Genomic DNA, 22,741 nt, shown 5'->3' on the forward strand with positions numbered 1-22,741 from the left:
CGGCAACCCACCATCGGCGAGACACCTCCATGTTCAACAAGATCCTGATCGCGAACCGGGGCGAGATTGCGTGCCGCGTCGCAGCTACGTGCCGGCGGCTCGGCATTACGAGCGTTGCCGTGTATTCGGACGCGGATGCCGGCGGGAAACACGTCGCCGCCTGCGACGAAGCGGTGCATATCGGCGGCGCCACCGCGGCGGAAAGCTATCTGCGTGCGGAACGCATCGTCGAAGCGGCGCGTGCGAGCGGTGCCCAGGCTGTGCATCCGGGCTACGGCTTCCTGTCGGAAAACGAAGACTTTGCGCGTGCCTGCGAGCAGGCCGGCATCGTCTTCATCGGACCGCCCGTCACAGCGATTGCGGCGATGGGTTCGAAAGCTGCCGCCAAGGCATTGATGCATGCGGCCGCGGTGCCGCTCGTGCCGGGTTATCACGGCGACGATCAGGACGCGCAGCTATTGCAGCGCGAAGCCGATGCGATCGGTTACCCGGTGCTGTTGAAGGCAAGTGCGGGCGGCGGCGGTAAGGGCATGCGCGTGGTTGAGCGCAGCGCCGATTTCGCCGCTGCGCTCGCGTCATGCAAGCGTGAAGCGGCCAGCAGCTTCGGCAATGATCGTGTGCTGATCGAAAAGTATCTGAAGCGGCCGCGTCACGTCGAAGTGCAGGTGTTCGCGGACCGTCATGGCGGCGCGGTGTATCTGTTCGACCGCGACTGCTCGGTGCAGCGCCGTCACCAGAAAGTGCTGGAAGAAGCGCCCGCGCCCGGGTTGCCGGCGGAGCTGCGTCGTGCAATGGGCGAAGCAGCAGTCGCTGCAGCGCGCGCGGTGAACTACGTCGGCGCAGGGACGGTCGAGTTCATCATGACCGGCGGTGACTTCTACTTCATGGAAATGAACACGCGCCTGCAGGTCGAGCATCCGGTCACCGAAATGGTGACGGGCCTCGACCTCGTGGAGTGGCAGTTGCGCGTCGCGGCCGATGAACCGCTGCCGCTTGCCCAGGAACAGCTTGCACTGACCGGCCACGCCATCGAGGCGCGTATTTACGCCGAACATCCGGCGCGCGGCTTCCTGCCGTCTACCGGTACGCTGCGGCATCTGCGGATGCCCGAAGGTGTCGAGTTCATCGTCGGAGAAGGCGGCGAACGCGCGGCGGTGCGGATCGATAGTGGCGTGCGCGAAGGCGATACGATCACGCCATATTACGACCCGATGATCGCCAAGCTGATCGTCTGGGGCGCGACGCGCGACGAAGCGCTCGCGCGGATGCATCGCGCGTTGCAGGGCTGCGAGGTGGTTGGGCCGCATACCAACGTCGAGTTCCTGCAACGCATCGTCACAAGCGAACCGTTCTCGACCGGCGATCTCGATACCGGCTTGATCGAGCGTCATCACGATGCGCTGTTCGCTCCGGCGAAGAAGCCGTTCCGCGAAGCGCTGGCGCTTGCCTGCGCAGCGTTGCTCGCACGCGAAGGCGGTGCGGCGCAATCCGCATCGCCGTGGGATGGGTTGTCGCACTGGCGTCTGAACGGCGGTTATACGCAGACGCTGACGTGGCGCGACGTCGACAACGACAGCTCATTCGATGTGACGTTCGCACGCGATAGCCTGGGCGCCGGCACACAAACGCTCGCTCACGCGGGCACAGTCGAAGCCTTTACGTGGTGGCGCGGCACCAATGCACACGAATTCGGCGCCACGCTTGGCGATGCGCGCGTAACAGGACGCGTCTTTGCCGACGGCGACACGTTCCATGTGTTCTGCCGCGGTGCCGCGCTCGCGTTCGAATGGCAGAACGTGCTCGCGCATGCTGCGGACGTCGAGCACGGCGAAGGCCGGCTCACCGCGCCGATGCCGGGCAAGGTGATCGCCGTGCTGGTCGAAGCGGGCGCCACCGTCGAAAAGGGCACACCGCTCATCGTGATGGAAGCGATGAAGATGGAGCACACGATCGGCGCACCGAGCGCCGGCGTCGTCGAGGAAGTGCTGTACGCGGTCGGCGATCAGGTTGCCGACGGAGCGCAACTGCTGACGCTCAAAGTGGAGTGATGACGCGGGCCGGTATTTACGCGAGGCGCGGATAACCGGCTGCGAATGCTTCGTCTTCGAGTTGCCCGATCCGCGCGTAGTCCGCGAATGTAAGCGCTGTGAAGCGTTTGAGCCGTAGCTGCGCAGCGCGTTGCGGCTGCGCATCGTTTGCCGCGTTCAAGGCGTGCCGTAGGGCGATAACGGTCTCCGGTGCAACCGTATTTGCCGCAATCAACGGCAGTCCCGGCGACGCGGCGCTCCAACCGATCTGCCGAACCTGCTGCGCCAGCTCGGGCAGCGCGTCGCGCACATACGCCATCGTCACGCAATCGATCGCCGCCAGATCCGCGCGATCTTCCGCCAGCGCACGCAGCGAGCCCAGATGCGAGCCCGTGCACACCACCTCGCCAAAAAAGCGGCCGCCGCGTGCCAGCGGTGCGACCGCGTGCCGCAACACATTCATGCCACTGTTCGAATCGTCCTGATTGAAGGCCGCACGCGCACCGCGGCACGCTTCGAGCGTGGCCAGCGGCGCGCTCGCACGCGTGACGAGCGCACTCGAATAATCGGTGCCGGCGCAGCCGGGCGCTTCGAATTCCGGCGTTGCGACGAGCTGCACGCGATCCTCTAAGCCATGCATCAACGGATAACCGCAGGTCTGCGCCAGCAGCAGATCGTCGCGGCGCCACAGTGCGTGCAAGTCGTTGCCGGCATCGATGACGGCGGCGTCGGGCGTGACCGCGCGCAGCGCGTCGTCGAGCAACTCGCGCCACAGGGCGGCGAGCGCGGGGGTCACGTTGTACATCGGGAGGGTGGCGATCCAGGTCATGGCCGCGATTGTGGCATATCCGTTTGCGTGTCGCCCGGTGCTGCACCTAACCGTCGCGACTGCAAGATCGCCGGGCCGTAGAAGCCAGCCCGTAAGGCTTTCACGCATGCATCGCGACGCGTATACCGTGCTAAATCGCTAGTAAGCCGTGCGATTTGAACAGCGTCGATAGATGAGGCGGGGCACTATGACCTCACACACAGCGCATCGCCCTGAGCCTCCGGCCCAATCAGGCCGCGCCATCGCATCCATCCCTCTGGAGGTGCTGCATGACCACTGCAGCTGACTATCTCGTCGCCACGCTCGCGCACGCCGGCGTAAAACGCATTTATGGCGTCGTCGGCGACTCGCTGAATGGCGTGTCCGATTCCCTGCGACGCTCGGGCGAGATCGACTGGATTCACGTTCGACACGAAGAAGGCGCGGCGTTCGCCGCCGGTGCCGAAGCGCATCTGACCGGTCAGCTTGCGGTGTGCGCAGGCAGTTGCGGGCCGGGCAATCTGCATCTGATCAACGGGCTGTTCGATTGCCAGCGCAGCGGTGTGCCGGTGCTGGCGATTGCGGCGCATATCCCGAGCAGCGAGATCGGCATCGACTATTTCCAGGCGACGCACCCCGAAATCCTGTTCAAGGAGTGCAGCCATTACGTCGAACTGGTATCGGACGCCGCGCAACTGCCGCAGATCCTGACCCGCGCCATGCGCGTCGCCGTGGCGCGTCGCGGAGTGGCGGTGGTCGTCATGCCCGGCAATGTGGCGCTGTCGCCGTCGGTGGCCGAGGTGCCGCCCTGGGTCGTGCCTGGTGCGCCACCTGTGCTGCGCCCCAGCGAAGACGACATCGCCTGCCTCGCAGGTCTGCTGCACGAGGCATCGAGCGTGACGCTGATGTGTGGCGCGGGCTGCGCCGGTGCGCGCGACCAGGTGCTGGAACTGGCGAAGCGGCTCAAGGCGCCGATCGTGCATTCGCTACGCGGCAAGGAGAGCATCGAGCACGACAATCCGTACGACGTCGGCATGACTGGCATGGTCGGTTTCGCATCGGGCTATGCGGCGATGAAGGCGTGCGACATGTTGCTGCTGCTCGGCACGGACTTTCCGTACCGGCAGTTCTATCCGGACAACGCCAAGATTGCCCAGATCGATGTGCGCCCCGAAGCGCTCGGCAACCGGTGCTCGCTCGATCTCGGTCTGCTCGGCACGGTGAAGGACACGCTCGATGCGCTGCTGCCGCTGCTCAACGAAAAGACCGATGCATCGCATCTGAACCGGGCACTCGAACACTACGGCAGCGCGCGCAAGGATCTCGATGCACTGGCCGAAAGCAATCCGTCGAGCACGACGATTCATCCGCAGTATGTGACGCGACTGGTCAGCCAGCTCGCGGCGGACGACGCGATTTTCACCTGCGACGTCGGTACGCCGATCGCGTGGACCGCACGCTATCTCAAGCTGAACGGCAAGCGCAGGCTGATCGGCTCGTTCAATCATGGATCGATGGCCAACGCGATGTTGCATGCGATCGGCGCGCAGGCAGCGTTTCCGAAGCGCCAGGTCATCTCGATGTCGGGCGACGGCGGCTTCGCGATGATGATGGGCGAATTTCTCACGCTGGTTCAGGCCGGCTTGCCCGTGAAGGTCGTGGTGCTGAACAACGGCACACTCGGTTTCGTCGAAATCGAAATGCGCGCGTCGGGCTTTCTCGACACGGGCACCGAGCTGATCAATCCCAACTTCGCGAACATGGCCGAGGCGATCGGTGTGAAGGGTATTCGCGTCGAGCGGCCTCAAGACCTCGAAGCCGGTCTCAAAGCGGCGTTTGCGCACGATGGCCCGGCACTCGTCGACGTCGTCAGTGCGCGTCAGGAATTGATCATGCCACCGAAAACCACTATCGACGAAGCCTGGCATTTCGGCCTCTTCATGATGAAGTCGGTCATGGACGGACGCGGCCGCGAACTGATCGATATTGCCAAAGTGAATTTGACGCGCTGATGCGGGCCAGACATTCCGGTGAGCGTATGCGCTCCACGATCGGGCGGCAATCGCCCAAGAACGCGTGCGCAGCCGGCACAGCGAAAGATTCGCTCACGCGAAGAACGGGATCTGCGCGCCGCTATGAAGCCGCAGCAAGCCTGTTGATGTGTGCGCTGCTCACGGCGTGTAGCGGTTCGCCGTCGGTAGGGATTCTCGGTGCGTACTTTCCGGACTGGTTGTTCTGCGTGACCGGGGGCGTGATCCTGACAGCGGTCGTACACGTGCTGTCGTACCGCCGCGGTTACGGCAGCTGGCTCACGCCCCCAGCGATCGTTTATCCCGCACTGACTGCGCTCTTTTCGATCGTGCTCTGGGCCGTTGGCTTCAATCTGTGACGGACGGTGTGAAGATGAGTTCCAACCTGAGCGCGGCAACCCCGGGCGCCGCGAAACCGGCGAAGCGCCCACGAAGCTGGCCTGCCATCCTGCTGATCGCGTTGACCGTGATCGCGGCCATTGCGGTGATCTGGCGTGTCGATACGTCGCCGCGCACCGACGATGCCTACGCCTACGCGGACACAATCGGCGTATCGCCGGAAGTGAGCGGCAAGATCGTCAACCTCGCCGTGCGCGACAACCAGGCGGTCAAGCAGGGCGATCTGCTGTTCGAGATCGATCCGCGGCCATATCAATACGCATTGATGCGCGCGAAAGCGTCGCTGGTGCAGCTCGATGCACAGATTCCGTTGACGCAACGTAGCGTGAACGCACAGACGTTCGGTGCGGCGGCCGCGAAGTCAGCGGTCGAGCGTGCCCAGGCGGCGGCGAATCAGGCCAGCGATACGCTCGCGAGAATGGAGCCGCTGATCAAGAAGGGTTACGTCTCCGCCGACGACCTCGATCGCGCGCGAACCTCGCAGCGCTCGGCGCTTGCGGAACTGGCAGCCGCCGAAGCGCAGGCTCGTCAGGCACAGGCGGCGGTTAGCGGCGTCGATGCGCTGGTGGCGCAACGCTCGGTGTTGCAGGCCGAGATCGCGTCGGCGCAACTCAATCTCGAGTACGCGACCGTGCGGGCGCCGTTCGATGGACGTGTCGTCGAACTGCGTACATCGGTCGGGGAATATGTGTCTGCGCAAAAGCCGGTCTTTACGTTGATCGATACGCGACACTGGTACGTGATAGCGAATTTCCGCGAGAACGAACTCGGCCAGATCCATCCCGGCACGCGAGCAACCGTATACCTCATGAGCGATACCGGAACCCGCTTTAGCGGCTCGGTCGACTCGGTCGGTTATGGCGTCGATCCGCAGGACGGCGGAGGCACGGCGAACGGTCTGCCGAACATTCAACGCAGCATCAACTGGGTGCACGTTGCGCAGCGCTTTCCGGTCAAGATCCTGATCGATCGTCCGGACCCGCGGCTGTTCCGGATCGGGACGTCGGCGGTGGCGGTGTTGCGCTCCGGCGGACATGACGCGGCTGCTGCAGCCGGAGCCCAGCCATGAGCACCGCGACGGGCCTGCGGCGTGGGTTCGCATGGCCACACCCACTTGCACGTCTCGTGGCGTTCCTGCGGCGCGAACTGACAGCGTTTCCGGGACGCAGCAATGTCACGCTACGCTGCGTACTGGGCAGCGCCATCGTGATTGTCGCGTCGATGACGCTGAGCGTACCCGAGCTGGCGCTGTCGCTGATGGCCGTGTTTTATGTCACGCAGTCCAACGTGGTGTTGACGCGCATGATCGCGTTGGGCCTTGTCATCGGCACGACCTGTGCGATCGCGATTGCGGCTGGGCTCTATCGGTTGACCTTCGACTATCCGCTGCTACGCCTCGTCGTCGCGAGTGCGATCTTCTTTTGCAGCGTGTATCTGATGCGCGCGGCAACGAAGTTCGGCCTGGTGTTCTTTCTGATCGCGATCATCGTGATCTATGCGCAGAGCTTTGTCGATCTGACCGACAACGCCGAAGCACTGGTGCGCAGTTTGCTATGGGTGTGGTCCGCAGTTAACTATCCGGTGGTCGTCGCGCTCATCATCAATACGATCCTGTTGCCCGCCGAGCCCGAGAAGCAACTGCGCGCGGCGATGCACCGTCAACTCGTAGCGGTGCAGGTGCGCCTATCTGCGCTGGTCGAGCCGACGCATGTCATGCCGGTCGCACTCGATGCAGGCGATCTGCAGCAGGGCGCGACGTCGCTGCAGAAACTCCTGCGTTTCTCCACGATGCGTACGCGCTACAGCGAGGCCGCAGCCGCAGCGATGCTCGCATGCGTAACTACGGTGTCCCGGTTGTACGAGGCGGCGGCCGGATTGCCTGCTACGGCGCAACAATCGGGGGCCGCGGGTATTGCCGCGATCCGCAGTATGCAAAACGAAGTAGCCGCGCTCGATGCCGCGATTACCGAAGATGCATCGTTACCGCGACCGATCGCTACGCGCAGACATGACGAACCGACGTCGATTCCTGCGATTGCCGCCATGCAGCGTGCGATCGAAGCGCTTGCGGATGCAACGAGCACCCAGGCCGCGCATGCCGGCACGCCACCGCCCGCGCCGCCGGCGTTACTACCGGCGGATGCCTTTTCCAACCCACGCTACGCCCGCTTCGCACTTCGCACGCTGCTGTCGGTACTGATCTGCTACGTGTTCTACAACGCGGTGAACTGGCCCGGCATTCACACGATCATGCTGACCTGCCTCGTCGTCGCATTGCCCAGTCTCGGCGCATCGAGCCGGCACGGTCTGCTGCGCGTGAGCGGCGCATTGCTTGGCAGTGGTCTCGCGCTATTCATGGTCGCGTTCGTGATTCCGCACCTGGAAAGCGTGACGGGACTCCTGCTGATGAGCTTGCCCGTCATCGCGCTCGGAGCGTGGGTGTCGGCGGGTTCCGAGCGGATCAGCTACGCCGGCTTGCAGATGATGTTCACGTTTTCGCTGGCGTTGCTCGAACAGTTCGCGCCGCCGTCCGACCTCACCGAAATCCGCGACCGGCTAGTGGGGATACTGCTTGGCGTGGGCGTGGCGACTTTTATCCAGATGTCGGTGTGGCCGGAAGGCGAGGCCGATGCGTTGCGTTCGCAACTGTCGAAGGTCGTGCGTGCAATCGCGGCGCTCGCGCGCGGCCATGCGCAGGCGGCAGAAGCCGGTGCTAATGGAGCGGTTGCACAGGTCCAGTCGGCATCGACCGCGTGGGCGATGCTCGCGGATTGCGAAGCGACGCTCGCCCGGGTCGCGCTCGAACCGGACTGGCGCGAAGGCGAAACGGCCCGTGTCACACTGCTCGTGCAAACGGTGCTCGCGCAGAGCCGCTCGATTCTGCTGGCAAGCGATGCGTTCCATGACGAGGCCATGTTCGACGCCGCATACGCTGGTTCGTCGCGAGTCGATTTGATGCAAGCATGTGGAGTGCTTCAGCGGAGCCTCGGTGACTCGCTCGAACGCTACGCGCAGCAATTGTCGAGCGAACCACCGCTCGCAATACCACCGGTTCCACTCGACCTGGCGACGTTGACGAGCATAGTAGTGGACCGGGCTGCCGGTGAACGAAGTGCTGCTTTGCTCGAGTTGGCTACCCGTATCGACGCCGCGCTCGCCGGCTTACCGCAATGGTCGACGGATGAAATAGCGTCGGCACAGCGAATCGACGCTGCATCAACAGGAACAGCGTGATGCGCGATATTCATGTTCCGCTCCCGCGTTTCGTGCGCCGCTGGCTGATACTGCTGCCAGTCTGCGCATGCGTTACTGCGTGCGCACTGATTCATCACGACCGCCCACCCGCAGCCTTCATCGCGCCGGAACAGATCCGTCTCGCCGACGATATCCATCTCGCGAGCGAAGGCTGGCCTTCCGCGCGCTGGTGGGATCAGTATCGCGACCCGCAACTCGATGCGCTGATCGACCGCGCGCTCGGTCATGCACCGACGCTGGCGATTGCGCGCGAGCATGTCTCGCAGGCACACGCCCAGGTCGAGCTGATACGCGCGGGTTCTGGCCTGCAGGCGTCGACGCTTGCCGAAGCGGACCGCGAGCACGTGTCCGGCCACGGCTTTCTCAGCGCATACTCTTCGCACGATCCCGCCATCGGCGCGTACGGGCCGTGGTACTGGACCGGGCTCGTCGGCGTCGATGCGCACTACGACGTCGATCTCTGGGGCAAGCAACGCGACCTCGTGCGCGCAGCGCTTGGCGAGCAGAACGCACGGCGTGCCGAGGCGGCGCAGGCGGAGCTGGAAGTATCGACGGGTGTCGCGCAGCTTTATTACCAGATCCAGATTGTCTACGTGAGCCTGGGTTTGCTGCAGCAACTGCGCAGCGTCGACGCGCTTGAACTGGATGCCCGAACCGCGCGTCATGAACGAGGTCTGGAGGCACTGACTCAATCGGCAGAAGCACGCGCACAACTGCTCGCACTCGACCAGCAGATCGCATCGGCGCAGGAACAGATCGTTCAGACCCGCGAGGCACTGCGCGCACTGGTGGGAGCAGGCCCCGACGATCTACCGGAGCTCACGCCGGTTGCGTTGCCGTCGCCGTCGGTCGGCTTGCCCGCAACGCTGTCGTTCGAACTGCTCAACCGCAGACCCGACTTGCAGGCGCTGCGCTGGCTTGCCGCGGCGTCGTTCGACCGCGTCGATGCCGCCAAGGCAGCGTTCTATCCGAGCTTCGACATCACGGCGTTTTTCGGCTTTAACGCGCTGCGTATGCGAGATCTGTTCACGCGCTCGGGCGAGCAGATCAACTTCATACCAGGGCTCACGCTACCGATCTTCGATGGCGGTCGTTTGAACGCGGGTTTGCATGGTGCGCGTGCCGCCAGCAATACGCTGATCGAGCAGTACAACGAGGCGGTACTTGGCGCGGTGCGGGACATCGCACAAACCGGCAGCGAGATCGACGACCTCGACCATCGGGCGCAATTGCAGCGCGAACGGATCGAGGCGATCCGCGTAACCAGCGACAGCACCGAGGCGCAGTACCAGCGCGGTCTCGCCGACCGCGCCGCGGCGATGAAGGCAAGGGCGCCGGTCATCGAAGGGCAACTCGCACTGCTGCAACTGAACGGCGACGAACTCGAGGCAGAAATCGTCCTGACAAGGGCGTTGGGCGGCGGTTATCGCAGCGACGATTTACCCCCTCTGGCCAGGAGCGGGGAGCACTAGATGGTCCCCCAATCGCTCGCACCGTTGTTGTTGCCGGTCGCCGCGGTTGGACTGAATCTGATCGTGCTGTTGTGGGGCGCACGCATGCGCCACATGCTGCCGCGCACCGTGCTGCGCTGTCTTGCGTTTGCTGCGCTGACGGTTGCGATGTTGCACGCGCAATTTTCGCCGACACAAACGCCCGATCTCGGCGCCTCCGCCGAATACCGCTTTGCGCGCGGCGCGGTGCAGATCGTCTGGTGGTTGCTGGCGGCCTCGACGGCGACGGCCGTGCTGCGACTCTATTACGTGATCAACGACCGCACGCGTCAGGAGCGCTTTACGCTCGATGTCGTCGAGACCGTGCTGTACCTCACCGCCGCGGTCGCCATCGTCGCCGATGTGTTCAACATTCCGCTCAAGGGGGTGCTTGCCACCTCGGGTGCCCTCGCGATCGTGCTGGGGCTGGCTTTGCAGAGCACGCTCGCGGATCTGTTTTCCGGTTTCGTGATCAATGCGACCACGCCGTACCGGGTGGGCGACCGCATCGTGCTCGACGATGGGTCCGAAGGCCAGGTGCGCGAAGTAACATGGCGCGCGACGCATGTGCTCAAAGGCAATCACGATCTGATCGTCGTGCCGAACTCGGCGATCGCGAAGTCGAAGGTCGTCAATGCGAGTGTTCCGGCGGGCGCGCACGCGACTGTGGTGCGTTTTCAGGCGAGCCCGACGGTTCGTCCTTCGTCGGTGGTGTCGGCGCTGCGGCTGGCGGTTGAATCGTGTGTCGGTATCGATGCCGCGCGGCCCGTAAGCGTCGTCACGAAGTCGGTCGGATGGCAGGCCACCGACTACGAAGTGTCGTTCTTCGTCTCGGACGGCCGCAGCACCGACGACACGCTCAACGCGTTCTTCGATGCCGCGCATCGACACCTTGAAGCGCTCTCGCTGTTTCAGTCGTCAACGAACGATGCCGATGCTTCGGGTGAGCGTTCGGTTGGACGTCGTCTGATCGACAGCATCAACATCTTCGGTTTGCTGACGCGGGAAGAAAAGGAACAGCTCGCGAGCGCGCTGCGGGTGCGCGAGCTTGCCGCGGGCGAAATGCTGCTGCGGGCCGGCGACGTGCCGACCTCGATCACGCTGGTCGGCTATGGCGTGATCAACGCGGCGACCCGGCACGATGGCGTGTCCGTCGACGTCATGCGTTTCGCGCCCTGCGAATATTTCGGCGAGAGCGGGCCCGTTGCAGGAGTGGCGTCCGGGGCGGACATCTCCGCGCAGACCTATGCGATCGTGTACGAGTTGCCTGGAACCGCAATCGCCGTGTTGCTGAAGCGCCATCCCGAGCTGACCCACGTACTCGCGGCCAAGCTCGCGGAACGTGAACGGCGTGGCCACGCGTTGATGGAACTGGGCAAGGACATGCCCGCGACGCCGCACGGTCTCGCCGCATGGATTGCCCGCGGCGTGGAGGCACTGCATGGACTGCATCTCTAACAGGGCGTGCGGATTCGCCCCCGTTCGGGTGATTGACCCGTGTTTGGCGCGCCGCTACCTTGACCTCGTATCCCATCTCAGTGTGAGGCGAGCTTATGGTGTCGCGCGCATCCGCCCGCTGCTTTCGGGCAGCTTACTCGCTGAGTCCAGACCTGTGAGTTCGCGAGACTACCCATGACGGAGCGCGCTCATCTGCTCGAACTGACCGCCGAGATCGTGGCGAGCTTCGTCTCGTGCAATCCGCTGCCGGCCGCCGAACTACCGGCTTTCATTACCAGCACGCATGCCGCTCTCGCTGCGTTGCGCGACGCGGACGACGAAGCCGGTCTTCAGGCCGAGGCGGCCGTGCCGATCGACGAATCGATCCACGACGACTATCTGGTGTGCCTCGAGGACGGCCGGAAAATGAAGTCGCTGAAACGCCATCTGCAGCATCGCTACGGTTTGACGCCCGAGCAGTACCGGACAAAGTGGGGCTTGCCCGCCGACTATCCGATGGTCGCGCCGGCCTACTCGGCGTTGCGCTCGACCATCGCGAGAAATCATCTGACGGGTGCCATCAAGGCGCGAGGTCCTGGAAAGTCTTGAAGGAAAGCGCGGGCGCTCGCGTGCGACCGCGTCACCCATTCGAGGGATACCGGAGCACGGGCGGTCTCGCGCATGATGCTCATCAATGAAAGCGGCTTGTGGGCAGGGCGCCATGGAGCCAATGGTGTCCGCCGGCTCGCTGCATCCCAGCCGGTCCGGCAGCGCGGCGCATTGACAGGGAGCGACATCATGTCCAGGCAGTCACAGGAGGCAGCGAGCATGGGTATGCGCCGGGGGGCTCGTCAGGATGACGGTCGTGGCCTGGGCGCACGCCAGTGTGCGAGCGACAGTTCGATCGTCCGGGCCGAAGAGCGCTGGCGCTGCCCGCCGTTTTCCTCAGTCGATACAGCCGCCGCGGATCGCATTCTCGCCGGCAGTTGGGGCGATGACGTTGCAGAGCCGCACGAAGTATCGAGTGTGGGCGATGCGCGCTTCTATACGGTCGGCATCAGTCTGAGCGCCACCACACTGAAGTTTCAGCACGACGGCAAGATCATCTGCGATGGGCCGGTCATGCCCGGTTCGATCCAGATCACGGCGCCCGGAGAGAGCGTAAAGGCGTTCTACGCATCGCCATGTCGCGTGATGCACCTGTTTATCGCACCGGCCCTGTTGTCGCGACGCTATGACGAAGCTGAAGGGCAACTCGTACGGCCCGATCTCGCGGGGCAGAGTCCGCGCATCTTTCGTGACGTTGCCGTCGAACGGCTCGCACTCGCGCTGCAGGATGCGAATCCGCTCGCCGATACTTTCGGCCGCATGTACGCGGACAGCGTCTGCGATGCGATCGTTGCCCGCTTGCTGGCACGACGCACGGACGGCCTGCCGGCGCGCACGGGTTCGCGCAGTGCCGCGCTGCCGACGTGGCGCCTGCGCAGGGCCATCGATTTCATCGAAGCGAATCTCGCCAATCCGATTGGGCTCGCCGAAGTGGCGGCCAGCACAGGGCTCACGCGCATGCATTTCGCCGCGCAGTTTCGTTCGACGACCGGCTATTCGCCGCACGCTTACCTGCTGCAGCGACGGCTCGAACATGCGCAAAAGCTATTGCGTTCGTCGGAGTTCAGTGTGCTGAACATTGCGCTCAGTTGCGGCTTTAGCTCGCATGCGCATTTCACCGCGGTTTTCAAGCGTGCGATCGGCGAGCCGCCTAACGCGTGGCGCACGCGGATCGCAGCAGCAATGCACATCGACGCGGACGAGGGACTATGAGCGACAGTGTGGATGATCAAAGGTGGCTGCAAATACTGGGCTCGCTTAGCCCCATGAGCACCATGTCGTCGCTCGTGGCGTTTAAGGACGTCGAGGCGCGTGGGGCGTCGACGCTACCGGAATACCGATGCCGGGATTCGATACCCAATGCTCCGTGCGTGGAAATTCTGGAGCGTCTTTCCCAAACCTCGATCGTGCTCTGCTGGGCTGACGCTACGTCTGGGCGGTATGGCGAGCAGACCTGGATTATGCGCACGGCCCGTCATAGGGGCGTGTGCTCGCTGAGCGGCGAGTCGTATCAGGCTGGCGATCTGATCTATCGTCCGAACGTTCGACAGCGTGGCGGGGCCCGCCGCTTCCGGTCGATCTCGGTGGCTGCCATCGCGCGACTGGAAGAAGGAAGACCGGTCTAGGCTCCATCACGACCGCGCCATTACCGAAAAATAACCGAATCATCACGCTTCGTAACGGTGCCAGGACTAGTCTGGACGACATCACCCTTCGTTGAGCGATTGCGACGATCTGATGTCCCGACGGAGCCTGGCATGAACGATATCGTTGCGCACGAAAGCTTTTCGAAAGTAGTCCGGACGACGACGGCGGCGATGCCGTGTGTTTCGTTCGAGACCGGCGCATTGCATGCGCCTTTTCCCGCTCATCTTCCGCAGGGCATTTATCCCCGGGAGGCACCGCAGATTGCACGCACCGGTGCTGTCCGGACCGATATCGGTCTCGCGAAAATTCGCCGCGACGTCGCGCGGGCGTGGCAGATCCTGATGCGCTTCGATTGCAGCGAGGTGCTCGCCATCGCGAACCAGCTCGAACACCACGCGAGCAGGTTGCCCGTGGCGGCGGGCGAGGCGCTACGCTGCGAGATCGCCGCGCTGCGCGCGGCGGCATTGGTGTTGCAGGACGATGAGTCCGCGGCCCTGGCCGCCGCATTGTTTGCGCGTGGGTCCGGTGCAAACGCAGCGACTGCATATGTCGCGTTGACGGTGTGCCGCAGCGTGTACTGGCGGTGCGGCGATCTGGAGCGGTTCCATGCGGTCGAACGCAGCAGGCTCGATAGTCAGCCGGGGCGAATGCAGGCAATCTCCGCGCTTTTCGATCTCGCGCTGGATGCCGCCGTCGCGCTGGATCAAATGCGCTTCAACGCGGCGCGTTTGCTCGCTACCGATGCGCTCGAAGTCGGTCGCCGCCATATCGGCAAGCACGTTCCCGCCGATGCATTTCCCGCATGCCTGATTGCGCAGGTCCTCTACGAGCAGGGCCAGGTGGACGAAGCGGAAGCGCTGGTCGTCGCGAGGATGGCAAGCATCCGCCAGTGCTGCACGCTCGAAAGCGCACTGCGTGCGCATCGGTTGCTTGCGCAAATTGCCGTCGGCCGCGGGCAAGCCAGCCGGGCACGGGTGATACTCAGGGAAGCCGAGACGCTAGCCGAACAACGCGGCTGGCCGAGACTGCGCGCTGTGAGCCTTGCACAGCAGATCGAGATCGAGGCCGGCAGCGGTCGCGTCGAGCAGGCGGCCCAGTGTCTGCAACGTCTCGCCGAACTCGCCGGCGAAGAGCGGGCAAGCAACCACGTGAGCCTCGAGATTGCGCGTTTCCACACGATCGCCGGCGCGCGCGTCGCATTGGCTCGCTCACCCTGTACGGTCGATATCGCATCGTTGCGGCAGGTTCATCGCGACATGGTCTGGCGCGGCAGTCTGTATGCGGCGGTTCCCGTTGCGTTGTTGCTGGTCGAAGCGCTGCTCGTGACGGAGCAACGCGGCGAAGCGGTCGAAGTACTCGTCGGTCTGCTCAGACTTGCGCCGTCGGTCGGTTTGCATCAAACCCTCGTCAATTGCAGTGCGCGTGTTGCCGAACTCATCGACGCGATCGTGCAGCAGCGTATCGTTCCGGTCAGCGACACACGCGAACTGCTGCCGTATGCGGGCATGCTGCTGGTGCACCGGCAACGCGACGCGAACCCGGCTGACGAACCGCTCGTGGCCGAGGTAACCCCGCGCTCGCACACGGGTACGCACACCGGCACGGGACTCAGCGAGCGCGAGCGCCGCATCGTCGAGCTGATGGGAAGCGGGCTGTCCAACAAGCAGATCGCCGGCGAGTTATGCATCGCGCCCGAAACGGTAAAGTCACACGCGAAACATCTTTATGCCAAGCTGTCGGTCAGAAACCGGACCGAGGCAGTCACACTCGTCACTCGTCTCGGTCTGATCCCGATACCGAGGAGTCTTTCCGCTTGAATTCCGATTTTCGCGTCCCTGACTTTCGCGTCTCCCCATCGCTGCAGTTCCCCGGTTTTCGGCTCGACTTGTCCAATCAGTGCCTATGGCAGTTGAGTCCAGCGCAAGCATCGGCCACTCGCATCGACCTGCCGCCCAAAACCTTCGCTGTGCTGCGTCATCTCGTCGAACACGCACAGCGACTGGTGTCGTCCGACGCATTGCTCGAAGCCGTCTGGCCGAATGTTCATGTGCAGCCCGAGGTGCTCAAGGGACACGTCGCGGCAATCCGCCGTGCGTTGGGCGATGACGCCGCGCAACCACGCTATGTCGAAACACAGCGCGGGCGAGGCTATCGCTTCATTGCACCGGTCGACACGTTTGCCGTAGGAGCCCAGTCAGGTTTCTTCGCGCGCCGGGCCGAACGTTTCGTGGGGCGCACGCCGGAGCTCGATGCATTGCTGGCAGCACACCAGCGGGCCCGGGCCGGCACGCGCCAGATCGTGTTTGTCACCGGCGAGGCCGGTATCGGCAAGACGACGCTTATCGACGAGTTTCTCGCAGGAGCACCGCCTGGCGATGCATGGGTGTTGGGCGGCGGCTGTGTCGAAGGTTACGGCGGAACCGAGCCGTATTACCCGGTGCTCGAAGCGCTCGGCCGACTATGCCGCGGCGCAGATGGAAAAGCTGCAATGCAAGCCCTCGTATCGATCGCACCGACCTGGGCTGTGCTGATGCCGGCGCACGTGCCGGTGGCCGTGCGCGAATCGCTGCTAGCGCGCACGCTCGGCGCCGGACGGCAGCGCATGATGCGCGAGATCTGCGATCTGCTGCAAGCGCTGGCGAGAGCGCGCCCGCTACTGCTCGTACTCGACGATCTGCACTGGGCCGATGCTTCGACGATCGACATGTTGTCCGCGCTCGCGCGACTCGACGATCCGCTGCGGCTCATGCTGGTAGCCGCTTACCGTAGCGACGAAGCCGCGTCCGTCGAGCACCCGGTGCTGAAGCTCCATCACGCGCTGCTGCGGCGCGGCGCCTGTGAGGCGATCGACCTTGCGCCGCTCAAGTCCGAGTCGATCGGCCACTGGCTCACACATGGTGCGAACCTGAACCCACTCGACGAGGAACTCGCGGACCTCGTCGCCGCGCGCTCCGGCGGCAATCCGCTTTTCATGCAGGCGATTCTCGAGCATCTGCACGAACAGGCACTCGTGGAAAAAACGCCGCGCGGCTGGTATCAGTGCGCGCCGGCGGCACAACTGCGCGATGCGCTGCCGAATACGATTGCCCAGGTCATCGAGATGCGCATCCGTCGATTGCCACCCGATGCATTACGCGCGCTCGAAACAGCGAGCGTGGCGGGACTGACGTTCATGTCGGCGACTACTGCGGAAGCGGCTGCGATGACGTTCGAGACATTCGAAAGCCTGTGCGGCGATCTGGCGCGGCGCGGCCAGTTTATTCGCCTCGCTGGAATTCGTAGCTTGCCCGATGGTACGGGCGCGCAGTTGTTCAGTTTCACGCACGCGCTGGTGCGCAGCGTTTTCTATGATCGCCAGGGGCAGACACGGCGCTCCGCGTCGCACCGGTCGATCGGCGAGCGTCTTGAGCGCCTGTTTCTCGCGGGGTACCACGACGGGATCGCAGCGGAACTGGGCTGGCATTTCGCCGACGCGCAGCAATGGGACAAGGCGCTCGACTATCTGCGCGTTGCTGCGCAGACCGCGAAGCTGCGCTATGCCTACCGCGAAGCGCTAACCATGCTCGATCAGGGCGATACGTTTATCGAGCACCTGCCGGCGGACTTGCGCCCGGCGCAGCGCATCGAGCTTGCCGAGGCGCGCGCGGCGCTGTATGCCGCCGCCCACGACCCGCAGGCAGTCGATGCCTATCGGACGTTACACGAACAGGCTATCCAGCTCGGCAAGACCGGCGCGCAACTGCGCGCATTGCTCGGTCTTGCGTACGTTCTGGGCTGGAACGATCAGGTTCGTTCGGTGGTACGTCTCGACGATGCGCTCAGGCTGGCTGCGTCGTTTCCGGATCGACGGGTTGGCGCGGCGACGCAGGTCGAATGCAACGTGAGACGGATCTGGGCGCAAGGCTGGAACGCAGCGGGTGCGCAGCAATGCGTGGATGCGCTCGCTGCCTTGCGCGAGATCGGCGACCCCGTGTCCATCGCCAAAGCGCAACTCGAACACTGCATGCTGTTGATGGTGTCGACGCACTACCGCACTGCGCTGGACACCGTGCAGGCGGGCTATTGCGTGCTGCACGACCAGGCCCTGAGGCAGCCGTGTTTCGATATCTCACGCGCGATGTGGATGACGCGTCTGGGCGTCCCATGGGCGCTGATGTCGCTCGGCGATCTGGGCCGCTCGCTCGACGAATTCGACCGCGGTATCCAGATCTTCCACGACAACGGCAATTACTTCGCGGCGCGTACCTTGCAGGTCTATCGCGGCTGGTTGCTGGTTCATACGATGGACTTCGAGATTGTGGTCGACCTCGACCGGCAGTTCGCCGAGGCCGCGGATCATTCCGCCTCCGACGTTCACACGCGCGAGCGCGCGGCGTTCCTGCCGCCGCAACAGCGCGTCTGGACGATCCTCGCGGGGCTTGCACATGCAGGGCTCGGCGAAAGTGCGGCTGCGCAGGCGCGCTTCGCAGACGCGGAACAACACATGGAGCGCGAACCGATCATGTTCGACTGGTACTGGCGGCTCGCGCTCGAATGGGGCTGGGCGAATCTCGCTCTCGCGTGTCGGGATCTCAAGGTGGCGCAGCGGCGCGCGCGCCGGCTACTCGAACGTGCACTCGCTACCGACGAGCGAACCTGGCAGGCGCTTGCGTGGGAAACGATGGCGAGCGTGTCGTTGAACGAGGGTGATCTGGAGCGCGCGATGTCGCATCTCGACGCCGCCTTTTCCGCGACCGACGGCTTCGAGACCCCACTCGCAAACTGGCGGTTGCATCGCACGGCGGCGCGGTTGCATGAGGCACGTGGTGACATATCGCGCGCGGAATGTGCGCGGCGACGCTGCGTCGAAGCACGGGCGCAACTGGCTGGCTCGCTCTCGCCGGATGCCGGCTTTGGCCGCCGTCTTGCCGAACAGCCCGCGGACTAGCTGCCGGCCTCCAGCGTTTCGCGCAGACGATGTCTGGCCGGCAAGCTCGCGGCAAGCGCCGTTTTTTGGGTCGCTGCGAGTTCGGCATGATGGGCCGCGTTTTTGGTGTCGCCCACCAGGTTATAGGCATCGCTCGCCGTACCATGAATGCGCCAGTCTGCAAGCGGCGTGTCGAAGTGCTGCGTGGCCGCGAGCGCTGCGTCGATGTAGCGCACGGCGTCCGTCGCTGCGCCAGAGCGCAACGCGACGCGCGCCTGTGTCTCCCACGCCAGACCCTGCCAGGTGCGCTCTTCCGTATCGGTTGCAAGCTTGACGAGACGCGCGGCGTGCGATGTCGCTTCGTCGAGTGCATCTTCCGCGAGCGCAAGATTCGCGAGTCCCCATTCGAGCGACAGCCGCCAGTACCAGTCGAAGATCACCGGTTCGCTGTCCATGCGCTGCATCACGTCGAGCAGATGAACACGCGCCGCGCGAGTGTCGCCGAGGCCCAGGTGAGCCAGTCCCTTCAGCAGAATGCCGAGCCGTTGCTCTGCGGGAAGCGTCGAGCGGCGGCCGGAAGTTTCGGATGAGGTTTCCGCAAGAACCTGGGTGCAGGACGCGAGCATCGCGTCGAAATCCTGCGCGTGAAATTGCAGCCAGCAGCGATATAGCGTGAGCGTATCGGCACCGTACCGATTGCCGTTGACGCCGAACATCGCAATTGCCCGGTCGAACTCCTGCTGCGCGCGTCCGAAGTCGCCGAGATACAGCAGTGTCCACGGCACACCGAGGTTGACCATCCACGTGGCGCGCGCCATGTTGAACTCGGGCCGGTTCTCGTCGTGGTCGACGAGGAACTGGTAGTTCGCGAGGATCGTGTCCTGGGCCATCTGATAACGGGCGGATACCATTAGCACCATGGCGTATTCGCACTGCGACCAGGCGGTCGTGAATGGATCGTCGCCGTCGCGTAACGGTTCGAGGGCAGCTTCGCATCGATGGATATCGTCGGCATGCCAGCCGCGCACCCACATCTTCCAGACGTAACAGCTGATACGCGTACGCGCCTGTTGCTGCAGATTGGTTTGCTGTTCGCTGAGCGCCAGCGCTTCGTCGATGATCTGGCTGCAACGAAGCTGATCGCGCCAGCTATAGGCGTACGCGAGGCTCAGCAATGCGCGGCTTTGAATATCGATCAGCCCGAGTTTCGCCGCACGCGCGGCCAGTTGCTCGCAGGTCTCTCGCGCGCGCCTGTCGTGCGCCGCGGTGAAGATCGACACACGCCCTTCGAGAAATTCCACTTCCGCTGCGGCGCGTGCGTTGTCCGGCAGATTCGCGGCCAGCATCATCGCGCGATCGAGAATGGCGAGCGCATCGTTGTAGGCGAGGCGCTTTTTGGCCGTCTGGATCGCGATGCGCAGATAGGCTAGTGCGCGCGACCATTGCCTCGCTGCCGCGAAATGCTGGGCCAGCTCGGCCGCGATGCCGCGACGTTCTCCGGTAGCGGAGCGTGCTTCGAGTTCTTCCGCAATCCGCAGATGCGAACGCGCGGTGCGCAGCGTGCCCTGACGTTCATAGAAGGTCTGCCGGTACATCGCGTGACGAAATGCGTAGATGCGTGCCGTGGCAATCCGACCGGGCGGCGCAGGTGCCTCGCGACGGATGAAGCTTTCCTGCCGGCACAACGCTTCGCAGGTTTCCTCGACGCATTCCTGGCTGATCTGCGTGACCGGAGCGAGCACAGCCGCGTCGAACTTGAGCCCCGCTACACTCGCAGCTTCGAGGACGCGTTGCTGCTCGGGCGTTAACCGCTGGATGCGATGTTCGATGACCTGACTCAACGTAAGTGGCACTTCGAGCCGCACTTCCGACGCGGACACGTGCAGCTTCCATCCATCGGGTGTGGATTGCGCGATGCCTTGCGCGACCAGATGATCGAGCGTAGCCACCATGAAGAGGGGATTGCCGCCGGAGCGCTCGCACACGAGCTGTGCGAGATCGTCCTCGCGAGCGTGCTGTGCCTTGCCTTTGAGGTACTCGGCGATCGCGCCTTCGGTTAGCGGTTCGAGCACGATGTCGTGGCAGAGTTTCTGCAAACCGAGATCGCGATTCAACCGGCACAGCGGGTGTTGAACGACTTCCGCATCTTCGGGGCGATAGGTGGCGATGACCATCAACCGCGCGTGATTGCGTTGACGGGCGAGGGCGGAGAGCATGTCGACCGTCGAATAGTCCGACCAGTGCAGATCTTCGAAGACGAGCGCGAGCGGTCTTTGCTCCGACAGCGCGGCGAAGAACTCGCAGATTTCGCGCAACATGCGGCCACTGACGGCGCCGACCAACTGCCGCTGCAACGCGGCGCGATGTCGCTCCGGCACCGAACCGGGAAGCTGCGCGGCCCAGGTCGGGGCAATCGAGATCAGACTGCGCGTGACGGCCGCGCCGGCGTCGCCGCGCACCAGTTGCGTGAGCGCTTCGAGCACCGGGTAATACGGCTCGGTGCCGCCGTACCCCTCCACGCAGCGCCCGAGCGATGTCAGCACGTCGGCGCGACCCTCGAGCGATTCGAGGAACTGATTGACGAGCGTGGTCTTGCCGATACCCGGTTCGCCGGCGACAAACACGACCCGCGACTCGCCTGCACAGGCTTCGTCGAAGAGCGCCTTGAGTTTATTCAACTGGGGAGTACGTCCGACGAATGCGCCATGAGCCGGTTTGCCTGCATCGACGGTATTGACAGTATTGACTGGCAGTGGGTTTTGCAGCGGCGCGATGAAACGATAACCGCGGCCACGATGTGTTTCGATGAACCTGGGGTGTGCTGGATCGTCGCCCAGTGCGGCGCGTATCGACAGCATGTGAGCCTTCAGAACTTCCGGCTGCACAAGCACTTTTTGCCAGAGCGCATCGAGAAATTCGTCGTGCGTGACGAGCCGGCCAGCATTGTCGACCAGATACTGAAGCATGTCGTAGGCACGCGGCCGGAGGTTGAGCCGGTGCTCGCCGCCGTCGGGTGTGGATTGCCAGACGCACTGGTTGGCTCGGTCAAGCCGGAAGGGCGGAAAATCGCTCACGTTTGTCTCCGACCGCACGACTCGTTCATTCCCTCGACCCTGGCATTAAATATCCGGTCGATTCTATACCGGCAAAATGCCCGCGAAAACCGCGGATATTCCGGCAGGAGCGGACCTCGACGGGCGAGATTTCCGGTCGATGCCTGCGCCCCCCGATCGGGGGATAGGACACGCTGACGCCTTCGACAATAATGGTTCGTCGCTCCCTCCTGCCACCCCATCGAGGACGAAACAAAATGCCCAAAGCGTTTTCAGTGCCCATTACACCGCAAGGAAAGTCCGCGCTCGCGACGCTGCCGCCGTGGCACTACTCGAGTGATTGCATGGCAATCGAATACTGGGCCGACCCGAAAGCGATCGCTGCGCTCCTTCCGCCTGGGGTGACAGTGGACGAGAAATCGGCGGGGCGCGCGTTCTTCTGGTTTCTCGACTGGCAGTTCACCGGCTCCAACGACGAATTGACCGACCCCGCGCGCTATCAATACCGTGAAGCGTTCGTTCTGGTTGAAGCGATTTTCGATGGCGTGCCAGTCAACTACTGCCCGTACATCTTCGTCGATAACGATGCCGCGATTGCTCGCGGATGGGCGCAGGGGTTTCCGAAGAAACTCGCGAGCGTCTATCAGACGCGCAGCTTCTCCGCGCCGAGTCTGGCCGCTGCGCCGCTTGCCACGGGAAGCCGCTTCGGCGCGAGTGTGTCGGCGCATGACGAACGGCTGGCCACTGCGCGTATCCAGCTCGAGGAAGCTGTCGCGGACCCTACGATCGTTTTCAATCGGCCGACAACGATGCGCCGTTACTTTCCGCAACTCGCAGCCGGCCTGCAGGAAAAGCCACCGGTCGACGAACTCACGATGTCGCTCACCGACAATCTCGCGATCGTCGATGTCTGGGCCGGATCGGCGGAACTGAAGATTCCCGAGGTGGCCGGCGAGGACATGCATCTGATCGCGCCGCTGCGCGTCGGTCGCGGTTATCGGCTCGGCATGGCGTACTCCGTGACGGATCTGCGCATTCTGAAGAACTACGTCGGGTGATTGTCAGTACGGGAGTCGATCC

15 protein-coding genes are annotated in these 22,741 nt (G+C 63.9%); 13 read left to right on the forward strand and 2 right to left on the reverse strand.

Annotation, left to right across the window (positions count from 1 at the left end; all coding sequences use genetic code 11):
* Window positions 1–29 precede the first annotated feature (29 nt).
* The gene (locus tag M0D65_RS07405) at window positions 30–2,048 is read left to right on the forward strand and encodes an acetyl/propionyl/methylcrotonyl-CoA carboxylase subunit alpha (RefSeq protein ID WP_266252087.1); all 2,019 of its coding nucleotides are present in this window, start codon (window positions 30–32) and stop codon (window positions 2,046–2,048) included.
* Window positions 2,049–2,064: 16 nt separating this feature from the next.
* On the opposite strand, the gene M0D65_RS07410 is transcribed toward M0D65_RS07405, so the two are convergent.
* Complete coding sequence (locus tag M0D65_RS07410; RefSeq protein ID WP_266252088.1) at window positions 2,065–2,856, reverse strand: phosphate/phosphite/phosphonate ABC transporter substrate-binding protein; 792 nt, start codon at window positions 2,854–2,856, stop codon at window positions 2,065–2,067.
* 269 nt (window positions 2,857–3,125) lie between these two features.
* Here M0D65_RS07410 and poxB point away from each other — a divergent pair, with 269 nt between their 5' ends.
* From poxB to M0D65_RS07465, 11 genes are all read left to right on the forward strand, one after another.
* Entirely contained in the window at window positions 3,126–4,847 is a 1,722-nt protein-coding gene (poxB, locus tag M0D65_RS07415; RefSeq protein ID WP_266252089.1) for a ubiquinone-dependent pyruvate dehydrogenase, read from the forward strand.
* 26 nt (window positions 4,848–4,873) lie between these two features.
* Window positions 4,874–5,224: a YtcA family lipoprotein gene (locus M0D65_RS07420; protein ID WP_266252090.1), complete on the forward strand. Its 351-nt coding sequence runs from the start codon at window positions 4,874–4,876 to the stop codon at window positions 5,222–5,224.
* Window positions 5,225–5,238: 14 nt separating this feature from the next.
* Window positions 5,239–6,333 (forward strand): multidrug transporter subunit MdtN, encoded by a 1,095-nt coding sequence (gene mdtN / locus M0D65_RS07425; protein ID WP_266252091.1) that lies wholly within the window; start codon window positions 5,239–5,241, stop codon window positions 6,331–6,333.
* Window positions 6,330–8,498 carry an FUSC family protein gene (locus tag M0D65_RS07430; RefSeq protein ID WP_266252092.1) on the forward strand — a complete coding sequence of 723 codons (2,169 nt, stop codon included), beginning with the start codon at window positions 6,330–6,332 and terminating at the stop codon, window positions 8,496–8,498. Before mdtN ends, M0D65_RS07430 begins: the two co-directional genes overlap by 4 nt.
* Complete coding sequence (locus M0D65_RS07435; RefSeq protein WP_266252093.1) at window positions 8,498–9,991, forward strand: MdtP family multidrug efflux transporter outer membrane subunit; 1,494 nt, start codon at window positions 8,498–8,500, stop codon at window positions 9,989–9,991. The genes M0D65_RS07430 and M0D65_RS07435 overlap by 1 nt, the downstream gene beginning before the upstream one ends.
* Complete coding sequence (locus M0D65_RS07440) at window positions 9,992–11,467, forward strand: mechanosensitive ion channel family protein (RefSeq protein WP_266252094.1); 1,476 nt, start codon at window positions 9,992–9,994, stop codon at window positions 11,465–11,467. It begins immediately after the preceding gene.
* 174 nt (window positions 11,468–11,641) lie between these two features.
* The gene (locus tag M0D65_RS07445) at window positions 11,642–12,055 is read left to right on the forward strand and encodes a MucR family transcriptional regulator (RefSeq protein ID WP_266252095.1); all 414 of its coding nucleotides are present in this window, start codon (window positions 11,642–11,644) and stop codon (window positions 12,053–12,055) included.
* Between the two features lie 189 nt (window positions 12,056–12,244).
* Window positions 12,245–13,267, forward strand: a complete 1,023-nt coding sequence (locus M0D65_RS07450) for an AraC family transcriptional regulator (RefSeq protein WP_266252096.1) — start codon at window positions 12,245–12,247, stop codon at window positions 13,265–13,267.
* Entirely contained in the window at window positions 13,264–13,680 is a 417-nt protein-coding gene (locus M0D65_RS07455) for a DUF3331 domain-containing protein (RefSeq protein WP_266252097.1), read from the forward strand. Before M0D65_RS07450 ends, M0D65_RS07455 begins: the two co-directional genes overlap by 4 nt.
* Before the next feature lie 132 nt (window positions 13,681–13,812).
* On the forward strand, window positions 13,813–15,519 hold the full coding sequence (locus M0D65_RS07460; RefSeq protein ID WP_266252098.1) for a LuxR C-terminal-related transcriptional regulator: 1,707 nt from the start codon (window positions 13,813–13,815) through the stop codon (window positions 15,517–15,519).
* Complete coding sequence (locus M0D65_RS07465; protein ID WP_266252099.1) at window positions 15,516–18,629, forward strand: AAA family ATPase; 3,114 nt, start codon at window positions 15,516–15,518, stop codon at window positions 18,627–18,629. The genes M0D65_RS07460 and M0D65_RS07465 overlap by 4 nt, the downstream gene beginning before the upstream one ends.
* Here M0D65_RS07465 and M0D65_RS07470 read toward each other — a convergent pair.
* The gene (locus tag M0D65_RS07470) at window positions 18,626–21,682 is read right to left on the reverse strand and encodes an AAA family ATPase (RefSeq protein ID WP_266252100.1); all 3,057 of its coding nucleotides are present in this window, start codon (window positions 21,680–21,682) and stop codon (window positions 18,626–18,628) included. The two genes, M0D65_RS07465 and M0D65_RS07470, sit on opposite strands and share 4 nt — an antisense overlap.
* A gap of 236 nt (window positions 21,683–21,918) precedes the next feature.
* On the opposite strand from M0D65_RS07470, the gene M0D65_RS07475 reads away from it, so the two are divergent.
* Window positions 21,919–22,719 carry an acetoacetate decarboxylase family protein gene (locus M0D65_RS07475; RefSeq protein ID WP_266252101.1) on the forward strand — a complete coding sequence of 267 codons (801 nt, stop codon included), beginning with the start codon at window positions 21,919–21,921 and terminating at the stop codon, window positions 22,717–22,719.
* Window positions 22,720–22,741: the final 22 nt, after the last annotated feature.

Origin of the sequence: Paraburkholderia sp. CHISQ3, assembly GCF_030464945.1 — a bacterium.
In the GTDB taxonomy this organism is placed as follows: Bacteria; Pseudomonadota; Gammaproteobacteria; order Burkholderiales; family Burkholderiaceae; genus Paraburkholderia; species Paraburkholderia megapolitana.

Bases quoted from the DNA above. Each gene is read 5' to 3' on its own strand.
- M0D65_RS07405 (WP_266252087.1), top strand. From the start codon at position 30: ATGTTCAACAAGATCCTGATCGCGAACCGGGGCGAGATTGCGTGCCGC.
- M0D65_RS07410 (WP_266252088.1), bottom strand. From the start codon at position 2,856: ATGACCTGGATCGCCACCCTCCCGATGTACAACGTGACCCCCGCGCTC.
- poxB (WP_266252089.1), top strand. From the start codon at position 3,126: ATGACCACTGCAGCTGACTATCTCGTCGCCACGCTCGCGCACGCCGGC.
- M0D65_RS07420 (WP_266252090.1), top strand. From the start codon at position 4,874: ATGCGCTCCACGATCGGGCGGCAATCGCCCAAGAACGCGTGCGCAGCC.
- mdtN (WP_266252091.1), top strand. From the start codon at position 5,239: ATGAGTTCCAACCTGAGCGCGGCAACCCCGGGCGCCGCGAAACCGGCG.
- M0D65_RS07430 (WP_266252092.1), top strand. From the start codon at position 6,330: ATGAGCACCGCGACGGGCCTGCGGCGTGGGTTCGCATGGCCACACCCA.
- M0D65_RS07435 (WP_266252093.1), top strand. From the start codon at position 8,498: ATGCGCGATATTCATGTTCCGCTCCCGCGTTTCGTGCGCCGCTGGCTG.
- M0D65_RS07440 (WP_266252094.1), top strand. From the start codon at position 9,992: ATGGTCCCCCAATCGCTCGCACCGTTGTTGTTGCCGGTCGCCGCGGTT.
- M0D65_RS07445 (WP_266252095.1), top strand. From the start codon at position 11,642: ATGACGGAGCGCGCTCATCTGCTCGAACTGACCGCCGAGATCGTGGCG.
- M0D65_RS07450 (WP_266252096.1), top strand. From the start codon at position 12,245: ATGTCCAGGCAGTCACAGGAGGCAGCGAGCATGGGTATGCGCCGGGGG.
- M0D65_RS07455 (WP_266252097.1), top strand. From the start codon at position 13,264: ATGAGCGACAGTGTGGATGATCAAAGGTGGCTGCAAATACTGGGCTCG.
- M0D65_RS07460 (WP_266252098.1), top strand. From the start codon at position 13,813: ATGAACGATATCGTTGCGCACGAAAGCTTTTCGAAAGTAGTCCGGACG.
- M0D65_RS07475 (WP_266252101.1), top strand. From the start codon at position 21,919: ATGCCCAAAGCGTTTTCAGTGCCCATTACACCGCAAGGAAAGTCCGCG.